This is a genomic window from Anaerolineaceae bacterium oral taxon 439 (assembly GCA_001717545.1).
Classification (GTDB): Bacteria; Chloroflexota; Anaerolineae; order Anaerolineales; family Anaerolineaceae; genus Flexilinea.
The window spans coordinates 342,338-357,245 of the sequence record CP017039.1 but is presented as its reverse complement, the minus strand read 5'-3'; the positions used below and the strand labels follow the sequence as shown (position 1 = coordinate 357,245).

At 49.7% G+C, this 14,908-nt stretch carries 13 protein-coding genes and 1 pseudogene; 9 read left to right on the top strand and 5 right to left on the bottom strand.

Annotated features, from left to right (window positions below):
• The first annotated feature begins 108 nt into the window (after positions 1 to 108).
• The gene (locus BEQ56_01720; GenBank protein AOH42308.1) at positions 109 to 1,095 is read left to right on the top strand and encodes an AraC family transcriptional regulator; all 987 of its coding nucleotides are present in this window, start codon (positions 109 to 111) and stop codon (positions 1,093 to 1,095) included.
• 211 nt (positions 1,096 to 1,306) lie between these two features.
• Here the strand turns inward: BEQ56_01720 and BEQ56_01715 are convergent, their stop codons facing one another.
• The 3 genes and pseudogenes from BEQ56_01715 to BEQ56_01705 all read right to left on the bottom strand — a co-directional run bounded on the left by BEQ56_01715 (position 1,307) and on the right by BEQ56_01705 (position 3,582).
• Entirely contained in the window at positions 1,307 to 2,158 is an 852-nt protein-coding gene (locus BEQ56_01715) for an endonuclease (GenBank protein ID AOH42307.1), read from the bottom strand.
• Positions 2,155 to 3,174, bottom strand: coding sequence for a hypothetical protein (locus tag BEQ56_01710; protein ID AOH42306.1), 1,020 nt, complete (start codon positions 3,172 to 3,174; stop codon positions 2,155 to 2,157). Before BEQ56_01710 ends, BEQ56_01715 begins: the two co-directional genes overlap by 4 nt.
• A gap of 15 nt (positions 3,175 to 3,189) precedes the next feature.
• Positions 3,190 to 3,582 (bottom strand): annotated as a pseudogene (locus tag BEQ56_01705) (branched-chain amino acid ABC transporter permease).
• A 258-nt stretch (positions 3,583 to 3,840) separates the two neighbouring features.
• Between BEQ56_01705 and BEQ56_01700 the strand changes: the two are divergent.
• The 8 genes from BEQ56_01700 to BEQ56_01665 all read left to right on the top strand — a co-directional run bounded on the left by BEQ56_01700 (position 3,841) and on the right by BEQ56_01665 (position 13,376).
• Positions 3,841 to 4,839: a hypothetical protein gene (locus BEQ56_01700; protein ID AOH42305.1), complete on the top strand. Its 999-nt coding sequence runs from the start codon at positions 3,841 to 3,843 to the stop codon at positions 4,837 to 4,839.
• Positions 4,840 to 4,967: 128 nt separating this feature from the next.
• Positions 4,968 to 5,906, top strand: a complete 939-nt coding sequence (locus BEQ56_01695) for an ABC transporter permease (protein ID AOH44354.1) — start codon at positions 4,968 to 4,970, stop codon at positions 5,904 to 5,906.
• Entirely contained in the window at positions 5,900 to 6,730 is an 831-nt protein-coding gene (locus BEQ56_01690; protein ID AOH42304.1) for a hypothetical protein, read from the top strand. The genes BEQ56_01695 and BEQ56_01690 overlap by 7 nt, the downstream gene beginning before the upstream one ends.
• Positions 6,720 to 7,526 carry a hypothetical protein gene (locus tag BEQ56_01685; GenBank protein ID AOH42303.1) on the top strand — a complete coding sequence of 269 codons (807 nt, stop codon included), beginning with the start codon at positions 6,720 to 6,722 and terminating at the stop codon, positions 7,524 to 7,526. The genes BEQ56_01690 and BEQ56_01685 overlap by 11 nt, the downstream gene beginning before the upstream one ends.
• On the top strand, positions 7,514 to 8,242 hold the full coding sequence (locus tag BEQ56_01680) for a dipeptide/oligopeptide/nickel ABC transporter ATP-binding protein (protein AOH42302.1): 729 nt from the start codon (positions 7,514 to 7,516) through the stop codon (positions 8,240 to 8,242). The genes BEQ56_01685 and BEQ56_01680 overlap by 13 nt, the downstream gene beginning before the upstream one ends.
• A 24-nt stretch (positions 8,243 to 8,266) precedes the next feature.
• Positions 8,267 to 9,865, top strand: coding sequence for an ABC transporter substrate-binding protein (locus tag BEQ56_01675; protein ID AOH44353.1), 1,599 nt, complete (start codon positions 8,267 to 8,269; stop codon positions 9,863 to 9,865).
• Between the two features lie 26 nt (positions 9,866 to 9,891).
• Complete coding sequence (locus tag BEQ56_01670) at positions 9,892 to 11,649, top strand: hypothetical protein (GenBank protein AOH42301.1); 1,758 nt, start codon at positions 9,892 to 9,894, stop codon at positions 11,647 to 11,649.
• The gene (locus tag BEQ56_01665; GenBank protein AOH42300.1) at positions 11,643 to 13,376 is read left to right on the top strand and encodes a hypothetical protein; all 1,734 of its coding nucleotides are present in this window, start codon (positions 11,643 to 11,645) and stop codon (positions 13,374 to 13,376) included. Before BEQ56_01670 ends, BEQ56_01665 begins: the two co-directional genes overlap by 7 nt.
• 66 nt (positions 13,377 to 13,442) lie before the next feature.
• On the opposite strand, the gene BEQ56_01660 is transcribed toward BEQ56_01665, so the two are convergent.
• Both BEQ56_01660 and BEQ56_01655 read right to left on the bottom strand, forming a co-directional pair.
• Positions 13,443 to 13,895 carry a hypothetical protein gene (locus tag BEQ56_01660; protein ID AOH42299.1) on the bottom strand — a complete coding sequence of 151 codons (453 nt, stop codon included), beginning with the start codon at positions 13,893 to 13,895 and terminating at the stop codon, positions 13,443 to 13,445.
• 323 nt (positions 13,896 to 14,218) lie between these two features.
• Positions 14,219 to 14,902, bottom strand: coding sequence for a methyltransferase type 11 (locus BEQ56_01655; protein ID AOH42298.1), 684 nt, complete (start codon positions 14,900 to 14,902; stop codon positions 14,219 to 14,221).
• Positions 14,903 to 14,908: the final 6 nt, after the last annotated feature.

Genomic DNA, 14,908 nt, shown 5'->3' with positions numbered 1-14,908 from the left:
ATCTAACTTGTTTTTTATTTTACTTATTCATACCTTTAGCGTCAATGAAAAATGACAGTGATTAGCTATTAGCATAAATTATTTATCGAACGGAGAAAATGGAATTTTATGAGCAAACAGTTAGAAAAAATGTATAGGGATATTTTTGCGGGCAGGGGCGTTATTCCATGTAAACCCGTTCCGGGATTTAATCCGAATGGCGAATTTTATAAAATGAATCCTGAGTTTGGTAAAGGATATTGTTGGGTTTATCAATGCAATCCATATGTGACCATTACCATTATGGATCAGATTCACTATGAGGATACATGTTGTGTTTTTGAACAACCGGAATATATCTGTGTCGGCTATTTCTACTCCATCTCCGGTGAAATACTGACACCTTATCATCGCTTAACATCCGGAACAATCCAGGCATATTTAGGGAAAAAGAGTGAATATCGTATGATACTTCACAAAAATATTCCTATCAATAGTGTAAGTATTACTCTTATGCCCGAATATTATAAGAAATATTTAAATGAACAATACCCTGACATTTATGAAAATCCTTCAGAAGCATTCAGGCAGATAGACTGCTGTTCCGATTTTCCTGAACTGGTCATGATTTTCAATCAGCTCAAAAATTATATGGGAGACGGCATATCGGCAAAGCTGTTTTATGAAAGCAAGGTGAATGAAGCTCTCTCAGTAATTCTCGAAAAAGCAAAAAAACAAAACAAAGAACATGGTCAACGGCGTTTTTTAATACCTAATGATGATTTAGATGCCATAATATCCGTGTCTAATTATATTGATGATCACTATGCTGAAGATATCAGAATAGATTTCCTTGCTCAAATTGCATACATGAGTCAGGCTAAGCTGAAATATGTATTCAAAGATGCGTACCATATGAGTATTCAGCAGTATATTGTTACGCGCCGTATTACACATGCTGAGCATCTCCTTAAAGACACAGCTTTACCAATATCTCAAATTGCAAAAATGGTAGGTTATAAATATATCAGCAGTTTATCCAATATGTTCAGACAGCATACAGGAATGAAGCCTACCGAATACAGAGATAAAATGCAATTGCTAATAAAAGATTGATTAAACTATTTGACGACAAGAGTAATCAGAAATAATGAATAACTCCTTTTCCATTAAAAATGCAAAATGCATTAAAAAATTAATATATAATATGCTAAATCACAACTTAAACAGTGTTATGAAATAAGCGTTGCAGTTATAAATTATTAAATTTTTTTCCAGAAACCCCCGAATCGCTGTCAGATAAGCCATCCAAATTGTGAACTTTCCGCTAAGCCGCGCGGCAAAGCTCCAGAATTTTTTCGACCGCCGGCCGATTCGAAAAAACGGAGACGTCGGGGAACATCCTATAATTGGGGAGCATCTCCAACGTCAGGTAATCGTCGTACCCGATTTCCTTCAGCGCGGCCGCTACCGCCATAAAATCGACGTCGCCGGCGAAAAGATCGACGAACGCGCCCAATCCCGCCTGGCCGCTGCGGTAATCGGAAAGATGAATTTTCTTAATCGCGGGGCCAAGGATCCGGATCCAATCCTCCGGGTAGCCGGTATACAGAATATTTCCGACGTCAAAATATACGCCGACAGACGACGAACCGGTATCGGAAATAAACCGCTTCATTTCCAGCGGCGAAAGCAGAAACTTATTCCAGACGTTCTCGATCCCGATCGAGACGCCGAGCGCTTCCGCGGTCTTCGCCAGATCCGAAAACAGCTTCACACACCGCTCATACGCAATATCGTAACGGATCCGTTCCGGCCGGGCCGCGAATTCGCAGCCGACATACCCCGGAACGGCCAGGACGGTATCCGCTCCGAGAATCTTCGCCGCCTCAAGAAGCCGTATCAGGATCGCCTTCGCTTTTTCCCGGATCGACGGATCGTCGGACAACGGGTTATTTTCCCAAAGCGACCAGACGCCGACGCTGGGAATTTCCAGTCCGTTATCCGCCGCGATTTTCCCAATCTTCCGAATCTCGGCCTCGCTTGACAAATGCGTCAGGTAGCCCGCCTCGCTCATGACCGGCTCCACGCCGTCGTACCCCGCGCGCCGGATCAGCGCGAATTTTTCGCGAAGATCGGCGTCCTGCGCAAACGAGAACATGCTGACCGCAGTTTTCATCCGTTTCTCCTTCCGTAATTCACGGGAACTTTCTCTCCGCTTTCCAGCGACAGCCGCAGCGCTTCGATCGTGCAGAGGACCTTCCGGACGTCCTCGTTCCGGACCCATCCGGATTCCCGGTTTTTCGCGACGCAGCCGACAAAATCCTCAAGCTCAACCGTATACGCGTCCCTCGTTTCTAACGACGGGACGGTCGCAGCTCCGTCGTCATAAATCCGCGTTATCCGAAGCGCGGAATCGCGGTTCCGGAGATTATCCCCAGCTCGCATCACATAATCAAACGTCTTTTCCGAACCGACAAGCCGAAGCTCCATCGTAAACGGGTACCCCTTCTCCATTTCGATAACCCCCTGAACCGTCGCCGAGATCCCGTTCCTGAAGTTGAGGATACTGCTGACATAGTTCCAGCAGCCGGCCGCGTTCTTTTTCCCGGCCGCGTAGACGCTCTCGACCTCCCCGAACGTCCAGATCATGAAATCAACGTCATGTAGGTGCAGATCGAAAAGGCCGCCGCCGCTGTTCTCCGGACGCCGGTACCAGTCGCCCCAGTTCGGATGTTCCGAGAGGCGGGCGGCGTAGACATAGCGAATTTCGCCCAGCTCGCCGCCGTCGATCATCCGCTTCGCCAGGACGTACTCCTGCCAGAAATGCAGGACCTGACCGACGAAGAGCCGGACCTGATTCTCCCGGACAGTCTCGAGCATGCGGTCCATCGAAGCGACGCTCAGCGTAAACGGCTTTTCACAGAAAATATCCTTCTTCGCCCGCGCCGCCAGACCGACGTATTCCTCATGCAGAAACGTCGGCAGGCAAATATCGACGACGTCGAATTCAGCCCCCGCCAGCATCGTCTCAAAATCCGCGAACGCGGAGCAGCCGAAGTTTTCCGCGAACGCTTCGCGGCTCTCCCGCGACCGGTCGCAGATCGCCGTCAGCTCCGCATTTTCAATTTCCGCGTACGCCGCCGCGTGCGTCTGGCCCATGAAACCAGCGCCAATAATCGCTATTTTTACCATGTCAGCCTTTCCTCCTTATTTCCTGCGAATATTGTTGACGTTGCTGAGAACGACGGCGACAACGATGATCAGACCGGTAATAATCGTCTGAACGTATGAGTTAACCTTCAATATATTCATCGCGTTGCTGATAACGCCCATCAGGACGCAGCCGAGGAACGCGCCGAATACCGTTCCCTTCCCGCCGTCGAAGGTCACTCCGCCGATAATCGCCGCCGTCAGCGCGCTCGTTTCGTACCCTATCCCGGCGTTCGCGGTAATCGAGTCGATCCGAGAGGAGAAAATAACCGCCGCAACCGAACAGTAAAAACCGGCGATCGAATAGATCATAATTTTATACCGGTCAACGTTAATCCCGGAAAGGAAGGCGTTCTTCTCGTTTCCGCCGATCGCGACGATCCGCCGCCCGAAGTGAAAAAATAGATTGGGATGAGGGAAAATACTCCGCAGAAGCGTATGAACCAGTAAACAACGATAGGGTCGATACCGTATATCGTCAGGAGTTTCAAGTGAAGAAAACGCCTATTTCAAGGTGTTTTCTTTTTAAATGCTACTGTTATAGAATTAATGATGAAGATTCTTGCAATGTTTCTCGAACCTGCCCAAGCGGGGTTATTCCACTCCTTGAATTCATGGTATACTCCGGTTAGAAGGAACTAATCGAAGGTGCATCGTCCTGAAAATCGAGCCATATCGGTCAACACAAAACAGGAATTTATTTCTGAGCTGATTCAGCAATTCGGTTTTTCCTGTACAGAACAAAACACGGCAATCATCCTCCGGGTCCCTTCGTACCTGGGGACAGGGTACATAAAAATCGAAAAAGTAAGCGACGATATAACGATCGGGACCATAGATATCATTCTAAATATACCTTTGGTTGCCTACTACGATAGCTACGCCAACACGTGCGAAGTGACCTACTGTCTGTCCGGGCACGTGGCATACTCTGAAACGGGGCTGCCGAAAGCTGAGCTCGGAAAAAACGAGATCGGAATCTACGCGATGCCCCGGAGCCGGGGGATGATGATGCTCCCATCCGGCGAAAGAATTTTTTTAGTATCCATCGAATCAAACGGAAAATTCCATCAACAGCTGCCGCATGTCGCGCAATGCAGTCAGTTTGATGATCCCGCGGTTCAGGCGCTGGTTTATAGCATGGCCAAACCAGTCAAAGCTACTGCGAAAATCCACAATCGGTTCCGCTCAATTCTGGAAAATAACATGACCGGAAGCCTCCTGCAGAGTTACCTGGAGGCAACGTCAAAAATGCTGCTGGCCGAAATATGGCAGGAAAACATTGTGGAACGACTGTCCGCTATTTCAAGAATCAATCGAACGGATCTGGATATGCAGGCGCTGATGAACGCCCGGAATATCCTATGTCAAAGATACATGGAACCGCCGACTATCTATAAACTGGCACGCATGGTAGCTATGAATGAATATACTCTGAAACAGGGATTTCGTCTTGCTTTTGGAAAAAGTATCCATGAGTTCGCCCGCTCCGTCCGCATGGAACACGCGCGGGATTTGCTCGAAGATCGCTCCATGAGTATCGGGCAGGTCGCCGCCATGGTCGGGTATGCGAACGCAAGCCATTTCGCGAGAGCGTTTCGAAATGAATTCGGGATCAATCCGAAAAAATTCCGGATCGGGTCCTGAAAACTCCCGTGCGGGGCGGAAGATATCGAAGAATCCTTATAAAATGAGGACTGAGAGAAAAAGCTCTTTTCTTTAGCTAAAGAAAACAGAGTTGTCTAACTCGCGCTGGCGGTGGAAACTTGAGGGAACTGGGAAAGCGGATTGTCAGAAAATTAATCTACCTGTTGGCTGTATGGATCGGGATTTCCGTTTTATCCTTTATCCTTGCGAATATCGCGCCCACCAGTCCGGCGGAGGCTTACGCACGGCGAATCGCGAAAGCCCCTTCGGAAGAAGTTATCAGGAAATATAATGAAGCGTTTGGCTTCGATCGCTCAATCCCGGAGCAGTACGTTCAGTGGTTGAGCAGAGCGATTCATCTGGATTTCGGAAAGTCATACGCGACGAAGAAACCGGTGGTGCAGGCGCTTTTATCGGTTGCTCCACCGACCTTTTTTCTCGCGGGTCTTTCCGCTATCCTTATCCTGATTTTTGCGATTCCGTTAGGGATCCTCGCCGCGCAGAAAGAAGGTGGATGGATCGATCGCATAGTTACCGTGTTTTCATTCCTGTCCGTTTCGATCCCGGGCTATTTTCTTGGCCTGCTCATCCTCATGATTTTGGGAATTCGGCTGCGCGCGATTCCGATTATTGGACATGGAAATCTCGCATCGACGCTGTGCGCGTCCTTCGTGTTAGCGTTCCCAATGATCGGATCGCTTTCCCGGGTTCTGCGCTCCCTTCTGCTTGAAAATCAGTATAGTTCTTACGTCCTGTATGCCCGGGCCCGCGGGGTCAGTCCGAGTCAAATTATGATATGGCATATGCTTCGCAACGCCGCTCCTCCCTGCATCATTCTGTTCGGGCAGAATCTCGGCTATCTTCTTGCCGGCACGGCGATCGTCGAGAATATTTTCACGATGCCTGGCGTGGGGAAAATCGTTTTAGAAGCCGCGCTGAATCGGGATTTCCCGATGATCAACTGCTATCTCGTGCTGATGGCGCTCTGCTTTGCCGTTTTTAACATGGCGGCGGAGCATGTTGGCACGCTGCTGAATCCGAAGCTTACGCGGGAGAGCAAATCGTGAAAAAACCGCAAAAAAATATGAGCATGATTTTGGGCTTTGCGATGGTGTTGATTGTGGTTTTGGCGGCGGTACTATCGGAATCGTTGGCGCCCTGGAACCCGGTTCACATTGATATGGATCATCGTTTCGAAGAACCTTCCGACACGTTTCCGCTTGGAACCGATAGCTTTGGACGCTGTATTCTATCCCGCCTCTTATACGGCGCGAGATACTCTCTTGGTTTAGCGGGGATCGTCATGCTTGGACTTGCCTGCAGCGTCATTCCGTTGGGCATGGGCGCTGCCTATAAAAAGGGGCTTACGGAGAAATGTTTTTGTTGGATCTGCGACGTCAGCATGGCGCTTCCGCCAATCGTTCTCGTTCTGGCGATGACCGGCATCCTTGGCAACGGAGCGGCGAACCTGCTATTCAGCAGCTTCTTTTCATATTTTGGCTGGTATGGTCGAATGATTCGAAGCTACACCATGGAAGAATTATCCAAGAGCTATGTAACGTACACGATAACTGGAGGCGCGTCCGCTGTTTCTGTTCTGGGGATTCAGGTTTTTCCTAATATCGCGCCAAACCTGCTGGTTCTGTTTTGCCTGGGGATCGGCGACATGATCCTGACGCTTTCCGGATATTCGTACCTCGGAATCGGACTTCCGTCCGGAACGCCCGAATGGGGTGCAATGCTGAATGAAGCGAAAAGCGTCCTGGTCACAGCGCCACAATTTACTGTATATCCCGGAATTTGCGTTGTTTTTTCCGTATTCGGCTTCAATCTTCTGGGAGAAGGAATGCGAAAAGCCATAGGCATGGGGGAAGTCATCCATGGATCGTGAAGAAATCTTAGCAGTCCGGAACCTGACCGTTCATTATCAGAATACTGGGCTCGGCGTTGAGAATATTCAGTTCTCAATCGCGCGCGGCCAAGTTTCAGGTATTCTTGGAGAAAGCGGATGTGGGAAAACGACTGTGTGCAACGCGATCCTCGGGCTATTGAACGATAAGACCACTACATTCGAAGGATCTATCCGCCTCGCGGAGAAAGACATCCTCCATCTAAGCTGGAGTGACCGTTCCCGAATCAACGGCAAAGAGATCGGCGTCATCCTGCAGGATCCGTTTGTGTCCTTTGATCCGTGCATGAGAATCAGCGGGCATTTTATCGAGACACTTTGTACGCATCTCTCCTGCGGCAGGAAAAACGCCTTGCTATATGGGATTGAAATGCTTGCCAAGGTTGGGCTTCCTGACGGAAATCGCGTCATGAGCAGTTACGCGCACCAGCTTTCCGGCGGCATGCTGCAGCGCATCATGATTGCGCTGGCGATTTCGCTGAATCCGGTCCTGATCATTGCTGACGAACCTACAGCCGCGTTGGACGCGAGCAGCCGACATATCATCATCAACCTCCTGCAATTCGTGATGCGGGAATATAAACCGGCGATGCTGCTCGTTTCGCATGATATCGGCGTGCTGAAAAAGATGGCGGATGAGATTGTCGTCATGCGGGACGGAAGGATCATTGAAACTGGGCCATATCTTTCTTTAGAGAAGTCGCCAAAACATGCTTATACGCGCGAGCTTTTTGACGCCGACCACAGGCTGGAAGAGGGTATCCAGTGCTTCAGGTAGAGCATGTCAGTAAGCTTTATGGGAAGGTGGCGGCGCTTGAGGATGTATCGCTGCAGATTCGGGACGGAGAATGCGTGTCGCTGATCGGCGAGAGCGGCAGCGGAAAGAGCACGCTCACCCGCCTGATCCTGGCGCTGGATAAGCCGACGAAAGGATCAGTATTCTGGAGGGGAAACGATGTGTGGCGTATTCCCCGGAGAAGCTTGTACGGAGATATCCAGCCTGTTTTCCAGTCGAACGCCGATTGCTTTAACCCGCGAAGGAAAATCAGAGAAAGCCTGATGGAACCGATGCGAAATCTGCTCAGATTGTCCGCCCCGGAACGCGAAAGAAGAAGCCTTGAACTGCTCTCTTTGGTTGGACTCGAATCAAGCATAGCCGAACGTTATCCTCATGAATTATCCGGAGGACAGAGAAAAAGAATCTGCATCGCGCGCGCTTTATCCGTTCGCCCAAAGCTGATTGTGTTGGATGAGGCTGTCAGCGGATTGGATATAACGGTCATGCTCAGGATTTTATCGCTGCTGAAAGAGCTTCAGAATGAAATCGGCTGCGCTTATCTATTCATTACACATGATATCCGGGCCGCTGTATTTATGTCAAAAACAATTGCTGTGATGAAAGACGGGAAAATTATCGAAGTCGCAAAGAAGGGATCCGCAGGCTTCAGCTTCACGCACCCGTTTTCGACCGGTCTGATCCGGAATAGTTTTTAGAAAAAATATATGGAGAAAATCATCATGAAAAAGAGTGTTCAATGTTTTTGGGCGATGTTCCTATCTATTCTGGTAATTCTATCGATCACTGCGTGCAGTTCATCGAATACTGAACGCAATCGGAAGGCCATTATCATTGGGGAATCGGGGACGTTTTCTACTTTCGATCCGTTGGGTGCGATTGAAGGGCAAGGATTCCTTCATTACTATAAGATGGTCTATGAAACGCTGGTAGACTATGAAGACGGGAAGCCCGTTCCGGTTCTGGCGGAAAGCTGGGAAAAGGACGGTGAGACGTGGACCTTTCATCTGCGGAAAAATGTGAAATTTACCGATAGCGAGCCATTTAACGCAGAAGCGGTGAAGACGAATTTTGAGGGACTTCAGACGCACATGATGGACAGCATATCGTATTATGGCGCGATTTCTCGAATGACCGAAATCGAAGTCGTTGATGAATATACCGTCCGTTTTCATTATAGCCAGCCTTATTATGCTGTTTTGGAAGAGCTCAGCGCCGCGGTATTCGGAATTCTTTCGCCGAAACTGTTCGAAAATGGGGCGACGCCATACGGGACGGTCACGGCTACGGCTGGGACGGGTCCCTACAAAATCGAAGCGAGAAACTATACGGAAAGAGTCTCTTATCAATTCTCCCGCAATGCGGAATACTGGGGGGAGAGCCATGGCCCGGATAATTTCACCGTAAAACTGATCGAGGATGAAGACGCTCGCATGTTGGCGCTTCAAAATAAGGAAATAGATTTATTGTATGGAAGCGCGCAACTGACGTATGACATGTACGAAACGCTTACGGCTCAGGAGGGGATCGAAACTACGCAGTCGCAAGCCGTTTACGCAACGAGAAACCTGCTGCTCAATACGTCGGGGAATCTCCTGGAGGATGCGCGTGTGCGAAAAGCGATTCAGCATGGAACCCATAAGGAACAGATCGTTAGCACGGTTCTCCATGGAATGGAGCGTCAAGCGGATACGCTCTTCCCGAAAACGCTCCCTTTTTGTGACGTTGAGCAGACAGTCTATCCCTATGATCCCGAGCTCGCCGTAAAGCTCTTGGAAGAGGCTGGATGGAATGAAATCGGCGAGGATGGGATCCGCGTTAAAGACGGAAAGCGCCTTACGCTTGAGGCGATCTGCATGAGCGAGCACGCCCTTGATCAACAGATCTTAATGGCCTTCAAGGGACAGATGGCTCAGATCGGCATAGAGGTTAACGTTTTGGCGTATGAAACGAATACCTGGTTTGAGTTGGGCTATTCCGGAGAATTTGACATTTCCGTAAACGATACCTACGGTTTTCCGCAGGATCCCCAGGTTTTTATCGCAGCCATGCTGGACTATGCGCTGGATTACACGGCCCAGCAGGGGCTGGACAAAAAAGCGGAGATTGATGAGAAAATCGGCGCCATGCTGACAACAGCGGACGAAAGCGTCATTCAAGACGCCTATACCTATATTCTGACCACCTTGCAGGAAGCGGCAATCAACGTTCCTGTCTCCGGAATGCGCGAGATCGCGGCTTTCAACAGCGATAAAATCGAAAGCATTGTCTTCGCCAACGATCCGTCGACCTGCTATATCAACAAGATCGTACTTAAATAAGAAGTCCGTTCAGAAAGGGATGAGGCATGCATAAAAGTATTCAACGGCTTTTTACGATAGCCGGCGCGTATAAATGGCATATGGTTTTGTGCATCGTACTGGCTGTTTTCAGCGTGACAGCCGGGATCATCCCCTATTTCCTGGTCCGAGATTTTCTCACCCAACTCATCGCAGAGGCTCCGTCAAGGATCAAGCTCTACCGATATGCCTGCTTCATCGGAATAAGCCTGAGCGCGAAATCGCTGCTGTTCATTGCGTCGACGACTCTTTCGCATAAAGCGGCGTATCGGATCCTGTATCATACGCGGATGCGGCTTGCCCATAAGCTGACGAGACTGCCACTTGGCTACGTTCTGGATCGGGATACTGGAGTGATTAAAAAGGTTATGGAAAATGACGTCGAGGAACTGGAACGGTTTCTGGCGCATAATATCCCAGAAACCGTCTCCAGCGCGCTGGTTCCGTTTGCGGTCACTGTATATCTGTTTTTGATCGACTGGCGCATGACGTTGGCGCTGCTTTTCTGCGTTTCGTTTGCGGTGTTGTTCTATCTTCTGATGATGCGCGGCAGCAAAGAGAAGATGCGCCGATATTATGATTCGGTCGACTTCATGAACGCGGTCGTTGTCGAGTATGTCAACGGGATGAAGGAGATCAAGACATTTAATCAAGGCGAAAGCTCTCTAATCAGGTTCCGCGAGGCGGTTTACGCCTATAAAAAATACGTCCTAGATTGGTTCAAAGCTTCCTGGCCATATATGAGCGCCTATTTTGTGCTGATCCAGTCATCATTCGTTACCGTTCTCCCATTCGGACTTTATCTGATTGACCGCGAAAGCCTGTCCTTTTCTACCTTTACCCTGTTCTTGCTGGTCTCGCTGAGCTTCGCCGCGCCGCTGATCAAGCTGGCGCAATTCGCGGACAGCATCACGATGGTCGCAACGGCGGAACAGAATATCTACCGTATCCTCTCCGAACCAGAGCTCACCGAAGGTTCGCAAACGACCGTTCCCGCGGATAAAGAGATTCGGTTTCAGCAAGTGTTTTTCAGCTATGACGGCGCTACGGATGTATTGAAGGACGTTTCCTTTACGGTCAAAGAAGGAAGCTCATTGGCGATCGTTGGCGAAAGCGGAGGCGGAAAATCCACAATCGCCAAATTGCTCTGCCGGTTCTGGGACGTCCGGAGCGGCAGTATACAGATCGGCGGGGTGAATATCCATGATTTTTCGATGGATACTCTGATGAAAATCGTCAGCTTCGTTTTCCAGGACACCTTTCTTTTTAATATTTCTATTGCGGATAATATCCGAATCGGAAAACAAGACGCAACAAACGCGGAAATTATCGCCGCGGCTAAAGCAGCGAGATGCCATGATTTCATCATGGAGAAAGAACAGGGCTACGACACCTTGGTCGGAGATGACGGCTGCCGGCTTTCCGGCGGAGAACGGCAGCGGATCGCGATTGCGCGGGCGATTTTGAAGGACGCGCCGATTCTTGTTCTGGATGAAGCGACGGCGAATATCGATCCAGATTGCGAGGAGCATCTCCAAGCGGCGATCAGCGCCCTCGCTAAAGGGAAGACCCTCATTGTCATAGCGCACCGGATCCGCACGATTATACATCTCAACAGCATCCTGGTCATCAGCGGCGGCAAGGTTATCGCGCAGGAAACGCATTCAGCACTGCTGAAAGACTGTCCGACCTATCAATCGCTGTTCAGCGCATACAAAGAATCAGAAAACTGGGCGCTAATGACGAACAGGGGCGTCCAATGTTAGACATCATCCGCAGAATTCTGCGCCTGTCGGGGAAAACGAAGAGCAAGCTGCTTCTTTCCTTTGCGGTCGGGTTCCTGGAAAGCGTCATGCCGAGCCTTTCCTTGCTGTTCATGTTCTTCTCCTTTCGCTGGTATTTGGCAGGAGATATTCGAATGAAGCGTATCATCTGGGTCGCGCTTTTCCTGCTATGTTCTCTCGTTTTAAGATTTATTTTCAAGTTGCTGGAGTACAGGCTACAGAGCGGCGCCGGGTATGAAATGGTCTGCAACCAACGTTTGGCACTGGGAGAAAAACTTCTTCATCTTCCCATGAGTTTTTATCATGATACCGACGCCGGCGAATTATCTTCCGTTGTTAACGATGATCTTGTTTTCGTAGAAGGTATGGCGATGTCTTTCCTTTCGAAAATCATCAGCGCAATGATCAGCATCGTTCTTTTAATGCTTACGTTGTTGATATTGGATTTCCGAATCGCGTTGTTGGCTCTTTTGGCTTACCCGTTCGCTATCCTGGTTCATCATCAGACACAACAGATTTATCAAAGAAAATCAAAAGAACGTCAGACTGCTCATGCGGCGACGTCCTCCGTCATGCTGGAGTATCTACATGGGATCTATGTCGTTAAGGCTTTCCGAATCACGGGTATCCAGAAAAAAAGATTGGAAGGCGTCCTGAAAAATCTGGAAATGACCTCTTATGATTTTGAAATGGCCGGAATGCCGTATATGACGCTGTATTTCGTAATTTTCAATTTGTTTACCGCTGTGATCCTGTTCGCCGTCGCGTTCTTTTTTTCAGACGGCAGTCTTCCTTTGGAAAAAACACTCCTTCTTGTGATTATTGCCTTTTCGGTTTATGCCCCAATGGAAACGTTAGGCATGACCTCTGGAATTTTGCGCTTGATGAACGAATGCATCCATCGTATGGAAACGGTATTGGAGACCCCAGATATGGACAAACAAGGGGGATCGATTACGCCTGCTGCTTTTGATATCAGGTTTCGAAACGTCTCGTTTTCTTATGGCGAAAAGCAAGTCCTGACGGGAATCGACTTTTACGCTCCAGAAAAAACGTTGACGGCAATTGTTGGTCCTTCCGGGAGCGGAAAAAGCACCTTGCTTTCTCTCATCGCCCGTTTCCATGACGCGAAAAGTGGAACTGTTGAGATCGGCGGCGTGGACGTTCGCAGGATGAGAAGCGATGTTGTCCTGAGGAATATCAGTTTTATTTTTCAGAAGGTATATCTTTTCCATAACACAATCGAAGCCAACCTTCGTTTTGGAAATCCGAACGCTGCTTTTGCGGATATCCGGGAAGCAGCCAAAAAAGCGCACTGTCACGAGTTTATCGAAAAAATGGCGAATGGATACCAGACAGTGATCGGGGAGGGCGGCGTAACGCTCTCCGGCGGGGAACGCCAACGGATCGCGATCGCCCGTGCGCTGCTCAAGGACGCGCCGATCATCCTGCTGGACGAAGCGACGGTGAATATCGATTCGGAAAATGAGCTCCTGATCCAGGAGGCGATCAATGCGCTGATTCGAGAGAAAACGGTGTTTGTGGTGGCGCATAAGCTTTCGCCTATCAAGAATGCGCAGCAAATTATCGTCTTGAATCAGGACGGGCGTGTTCAGGAAACCGGAACGCATGAGGCGCTGATCAGGGAGGGTGGGGCTTATCGCCGGCTCTGGGATCTTCAGGCACGTACTAATGCGTGGAATATCTGATCGGGGGTGGCGATATTCATAAGAAACGATATGGGGACAATCAGGTTGATTTGTCTCAATTCCATACTAAACGCTTTTCACCCGTCCCGCACGCTGACAGTTTTTTTTCACGCGCGCCAGCGCTTTCGCGACCGCCTTTAACGTTTTTTCGTCCAGACCGGCGAAAGCTTCCTCCAGGTTCTCCAGCCGCCCGGCAGCGGCCCACCCCAGTGCATTCTTTCCGCTCTCCGTTATGCCGATCCGCAGGATCCGCTGATCCTTTTCATCCTTCTGAATTCGGACCCATCCGCCCCTTTCTAAAAGAAGCGTCATCTTTTTGATATTCTGCCGGGTGCTCCCCGCCGCCTCCGCCAAAGCCGAGAGCGTCAGCCGATCCGGCGAAAACGCAGCAATCATCTCCAGCAATCGAAGCTGTTTCGTCGTGATACCGGACGTGCCGCGGGTTCCAAACGTCTCGAAGAATTCCGAAATCAGGAGAATATCCTCCCGGATTCCGGCTTCGCGTTCCCTGAGTTTCATCACGCCTCCTTTTTCCCGAATCGAAAACATACTGAACAAGATAAGCGTACCGAATTTCAGGCTCGATGACCAGTGAAACTTTTCCCGTTTGTCGGGTTATTTTCGTATGCGGTCAGGTCGTTTTTCTCTCAACCGCGCAGAGAATATCCAGAACCGTCCGAAGCTCGAGCGCTTCCGAAACCGTAAACTTGACCTGGAACGCTTCTTCGACCGCCGCTAAAAGCTGAATATTCGCAAACGAATCCCAGTCCGCGACCGTTTCCGGCGAAGAATCCTCGTCAATCCGCAGCCCCGGATCATCCAGGACCGTTCGAAAAATCGCTTCAATCCTTTTCAGGTTCGCTTCGCGCATATCCCGCCTTTCCTGACTCGTTCGGATTTTCCTCCGCCGCCGCGCCCGCCTCTTTCGCCCTGATACATTCGGTATACATCATCGTCACCCGCGCCGGCATCACTTCGCTGTAAACAACCTTCCAGCCGTTCTCAGCCAGGAACGCCGGATACGTATCCGGCGTCCATTGACGTTCAAACCTGATTCCAAACAGTTTCAGCAACCTCGTCCAGATTCGAGTTTTTCCGGCCTGCCCGGTTTGAATAAAATTCGGCGCGATCAGAATTCCAGCCGGCCTCAAAACGCGGTCGATCTCTCTCAACGCTTTGACAGGATCGGGCATTATATGCAGCGCGTTCGCGATCACGACCACGTCAAACTCTCCTTCACCATACGGTAAATCGGTCGCGTCGGCGATCTCGAACGTCAGGTTCGTGGCATATTTCCCTTTCCTCGCCGTTTTGATCATGCCTTCGGAATAGTCCGTCGCGATAAATTTCCCGGCCGCCGGCGCAATGCGCTTCGCCAACGTTCCTGGCCCCGTCGCAATTTCCAGCACGTCTTTTCCGCGAATGACTTCCGGAACTCGCGCGTACATCCCCGGGAAAACCTTCTCGTCCATAGGCATGAAGAATTCATATACCGGCGCGTACCAATCCCAAATCCGTTTGCTCATCGTTTT

Bases quoted from the DNA above. Each gene is read 5' to 3' on its own strand.
- BEQ56_01720 (AOH42308.1), top strand. From the start codon at position 109: ATGAGCAAACAGTTAGAAAAAATGTATAGGGATATTTTTGCGGGCAGG.
- BEQ56_01715 (AOH42307.1), bottom strand. From the start codon at position 2,158: ATGAAAACTGCGGTCAGCATGTTCTCGTTTGCGCAGGACGCCGATCTT.
- BEQ56_01710 (AOH42306.1), bottom strand. From the start codon at position 3,174: ATGGTAAAAATAGCGATTATTGGCGCTGGTTTCATGGGCCAGACGCAC.
- BEQ56_01685 (AOH42303.1), top strand. From the start codon at position 6,720: ATGGATCGTGAAGAAATCTTAGCAGTCCGGAACCTGACCGTTCATTAT.
- BEQ56_01675 (AOH44353.1), top strand. From the start codon at position 8,267: ATGAAAAAGAGTGTTCAATGTTTTTGGGCGATGTTCCTATCTATTCTG.
- BEQ56_01670 (AOH42301.1), top strand. From the start codon at position 9,892: ATGCATAAAAGTATTCAACGGCTTTTTACGATAGCCGGCGCGTATAAA.
- BEQ56_01665 (AOH42300.1), top strand. From the start codon at position 11,643: ATGTTAGACATCATCCGCAGAATTCTGCGCCTGTCGGGGAAAACGAAG.
- BEQ56_01660 (AOH42299.1), bottom strand. From the start codon at position 13,895: ATGAAACTCAGGGAACGCGAAGCCGGAATCCGGGAGGATATTCTCCTG.
- BEQ56_01655 (AOH42298.1), bottom strand. From the start codon at position 14,902: ATGAGCAAACGGATTTGGGATTGGTACGCGCCGGTATATGAATTCTTC.